This window comes from Methylophaga sp. UBA2513 (genome assembly GCF_002341285.1).
Classification (GTDB): Bacteria; Pseudomonadota; Gammaproteobacteria; order Nitrosococcales; family Methylophagaceae; genus Methylophaga; species Methylophaga marina.
The window spans coordinates 325,218-329,296 of sequence record NZ_DDNT01000021.1 but is presented as its reverse complement, the minus strand read 5'-3'; the positions used below and the strand labels follow the sequence as shown (position 1 = coordinate 329,296).

At 44.3% G+C, this 4,079-nt stretch carries 4 protein-coding genes; 2 read left to right on the top strand and 2 right to left on the bottom strand.

The genetic code is table 11. The features are described 5' to 3' along the window. The coding region (locus tag B3V56_RS14110; RefSeq protein ID WP_289284442.1) for an EAL domain-containing protein at window positions 1-264 on the top strand (264 nt) is incomplete at its 5' end. A gap of 14 nt (window positions 265-278) precedes the next feature. After that, window positions 279-950: a transglutaminase-like cysteine peptidase gene (locus B3V56_RS14105; protein WP_289282128.1), complete on the top strand. Its 672-nt coding sequence runs from the start codon at window positions 279-281 to the stop codon at window positions 948-950. Here B3V56_RS14105 and B3V56_RS14100 read toward each other — a convergent pair. Both B3V56_RS14100 and B3V56_RS14095 read right to left on the bottom strand, forming a co-directional pair. Further along, entirely contained in the window at window positions 940-1,236 is a 297-nt protein-coding gene (locus B3V56_RS14100) for a DUF3240 family protein (protein ID WP_286304577.1), read from the bottom strand. The genes B3V56_RS14105 and B3V56_RS14100 overlap by 11 nt on opposite strands. Continuing rightward, the coding region (locus B3V56_RS14095) for an efflux RND transporter permease subunit (RefSeq protein WP_289284441.1) at window positions 1,233-4,079 on the bottom strand (2,847 nt) is incomplete at its 5' end. The genes B3V56_RS14095 and B3V56_RS14100, both read right to left, overlap by 4 nt.

Genomic DNA, 4,079 nt, shown 5'->3' with positions numbered 1-4,079 from the left:
TCATTGGGCGCAAATAGTCTTATCAAACGTTATTCTGCCGATATTATTGCCATTGATGAGTTACGACATTTGCATCTGGATTACATCAGACTCGCACGTGATTTGACACAGAACATTGGTAGTAACGCCAGTAAACCAGACTTTTTGGAAATTATGCATGAAGTCTCTCGCTTGCTGGATATCAAAGTACTTGCTGAGGCAGTCACAAACGATGAAGATTTTGCGATTGTTAAACAAGCTGGCATCTACGGTATCAGTCGTTAAAGTCTGAGCTATCCATGCTGTTTAAACGCCCTCTGTCGTTATTGCTGATACTGACATGTTTGATATTGTCGTTGCCGCTTGTCGCTGATCTCAATATCAGCACACGTGTGTTAGACAATATTGAGGCGCAATATAATAAATTTGCTCGTCAGCGTGTCGAAGACTGGCAAAAACTAGTGGACGAAAATAAAGACTTACCGGAAGCTGAAAAGCTGGCACTGGTAAATCAATTTTTTAACACCAATGTGTTGTTTATCGATGACATCGATCTCTGGAATAAAAAAGACTACTGGGCAACCCCACTGGAAATGCTATCTATCGGCGGTGGTGACTGTGAAGACTATTCAATAGCCAAATATTTCACCTTGAAAGAGTTAGGTGTTGATGAAGACAAATTACGTATCACCTACGTTAAAGCAAAAGAATTAAATCAAGCTCATATGGTACTGACCTACTTCAAAACAAAACGCTCTGTGCCATTAGTGCTGGATAACTTAATCACTGAAATCAAACCTGCCAGCCAGCGTAACGATTTAACCCCTGTTTATAGTTTTAACGGTACTGGTTTGTGGTTGGCCAAGTCACGCGGCGAAGGCCAACGTGTCGGTGGTTCATCCCGTTTATCTTTATGGCAGGACTTAGAAAAACGTATGCAAAAACAGGCAAAAGAAGCGATTAGCGAATAAGCCCACTTGCTGATAACGGTAATTGCCAGTAATGAATTCCTGATCCTGAAAAATTCGCTGCCAACTCATCAATTATAGTACTAGCTATCGCAGAATCCAGCTCTAACCAGTAAATCAATTGTTGCCGTTGCCCTGCCACCTGCTCGGTAATACTCATAGGGTGTCCAGTACCATGCCCAGACGCTTGTTGTGTAGTAAAGCCGTCAATGGATGGATGTAATAACAACCAGTCACTTAATGCTGCTTCTAATGTCGGCTTCACAATCAGTGCCAATAAACATGTCATTTTGCGACTCCAAATCGTCTGAATAATAATGGCAATAAAACCAGGGTTAGCAAGGTAGCACTGACCAGACCACCGATAACCACAATGGCTAATGGCCGCTGAATTTCTGAACCAGGCCCGCTGGCAAACAGTAAGGGCACGAGACCGAAGGCAGCAATGGTGGCCGTCATCATCACGGGCCTTAAGCGACGCATCGCGCCCTCTCTGACTACATCATCTACTGCCATACCTGTTTCTAACAGCTCATTAAAGTAACTCACCATTACCACGCCATTTAATACAGCAATACCTAGTAAGGCGATAAAGCCAACAGAAGCTGGTACGGATAAGTATTCACCGGTCAGCCAAAGTGCGGTTATCCCGCCCACCATAGCAAAAGGCACATTACTCATGACCAGTATGGCCTGGCGTAGGGAACGAAAAGTGGAAAACAATAATAAGAAAATTAAAGATAAAGCTACAGGAATGACCACCATTAAGCGTTTAGCTGCTCGCTGTTGATTTTCAAACTGACCGCCCCAGGAAAACTGATAACCACTAGGCAACTTGATGTTTTTTGCTACCGCCGCCTGGGCTTCTTCAACAAAACTCACTAGATCACGATCAGCGACATTTGCTACTACGACCGTCATACGCTGTCCTTGCTCTCGACGAATAGACACAGGTCCTTCAACGCGTCTTAATGTAGCCAGATCAGAAATTTGCACCTGTCTGTTACCGGCGACATTTAATCGTGCATGCGCAAACAAACTAGCCATTTTCTGTAAGTTACGTTCACCTTGAATGACCAGAGGGTATCGTCTGGCCCCTTGATAAATCGTGCCTACCTGACTTCCCTGAACCAGCATGCGTAATTGTGGTAATACATCTTCAACACTTAAGCCTAAACGACCTAGTGTTAACGCATTCAGATCAATTTGATAATACTGCGCCCCATCATTCTGGCTGGTGATGACATCTTCAGCGCCTTGAATACCGGAAACGACCTGCACAACCTGTTTCGCTAGCTCATTGAGCGTTTCACCGTCTTCACCAAATATTTTGATGGCAAGATCACCTCTGACACCCGTGAGCATTTCTGACACACGCATTTCAATTGGTTGTGTAAACCCGTAATTCAAACCTGGAAATTGTTCCAGAACCTGCCTTATTTTTAGCTTTAAGTCTTCTTTTGTTGCAACTTGCCATTGCTCACGTGGTTTCAGGATTAAAAACATATCTGTTTCGTTTAATCCCATTGGGTCTAACCCGAGTTCATCTGCCCCTGTTCTAGCCACTACGCCAGTAATTTCCGGCACATTTTTTAATAATGTCTGTTGCACGCGTTTATCTAAAGCGACTGACTGCTCCAAGGTGATTGAAGGCAATTTTTCTAATTGCACAATCAAGTCGCCCTCGTCCATTACCGGCATAAAGGCTTTACCCACTTGGGTGTATAAAACGGCAGCAAATGCTAATAACAGTAACGCTATCACCACCACGCTTTTTGTATGATCCAGAGACCAGGCTAATACCGGTGAATAGAGTCTTTTTAATAGTCTCGGTAACAACGGTTCATCATGAGAGACGTGTTTCAGTAAAAAAGAGGCCAGCACAGGAATCACTGTCAGTGATAAAAGTAAGGAGCCGGCCAGTGCAAATACAATCGTCAAGGCCACGGGAATAAACAGCTTTCCTTCCAGCCCCTGTAAAGTCAGTAATGGCAGAAAAACAATAACGATAATGATGATGCCTGAGGTGACAGGGACCGAGACATTTTTCACTGCACGATAAATTAAATGCAGTCTTGGCAGCACCGCAGCCCGTGATTTATCTGCTAATTGTGAAACGATGTTTTCAACCACAACCACGGCGGCATCAACCAGCATACCGATGGCAATGGTTAAACCACCTAAACTCATCAAGTTGGCTGATAAACCAAACTGACGCATCATGATAAAAGTAATCATGGCAGATAGTGGTAACACAAGCGCTACCACAATAGCCGCACGGATATCACCGAGGAATAACAGTAAAAACACCAAGACTAATACGACGGCTTCAATCAATGCTTTATTCACGCCATGAATGGCATCAGCGACCAGTTCGCCACGGTTGTAAAAGACATCGATCGTCACATCATCTGGTAATGAGGGTTGTAACTCGGCGAGACGTTTTTCGATACCGGCGACAACCTTCTTGGCATTAGCACCGCGCAAACCCAATACCAGACCTTGAACGGCCTCCCCCTGTCCATTGGCACTGACCGCACCATAACGTGTCAGCGAACCAATTCGGCATTCTGCCACTTGTGACAATAAAACGGGTTCATTTGCATCTGACTTAACCACTAAACGTTTTATATCATCCAGATTTTGTAGACTGCCTTGTGCACGAACCAGTAATACCTCTTCGCCTTCATCGATGCGTCCTGCCCCATCATTACGATTATTCATTTCCAATGTGTGCTGGATGTCGGCAAGGCTGATATTTAATGCAGCCAGCTTGGCTAAATCCGGAATAATTTCAAAAGTTTTGACATAACCGCCTAATGAATTCACATCAGCCACACCTTCGACGCTACGCAAGGCTGGTCTGATAACCCAATCCAGTAATTCACGTCGCTGCATTAAATCCAACGTGGGACTGTTTACTGTAAACATAAACATTTCACCTAAAGGTGTCGTTAACGGTGCCAGTCCACCTTGAATATCGGCTGGTAAGGTATCGTTAATGGCTGAAAGACGTTCAGCGACTTGTTGGCGGGCCCAGTAAATATCCGTGCCCTCTTCAAAATCAACGGTAATATCTGTCAGGCCATACTTAACAACTGAACGTAACATGCGTTGTTTGGGGATCCCCAA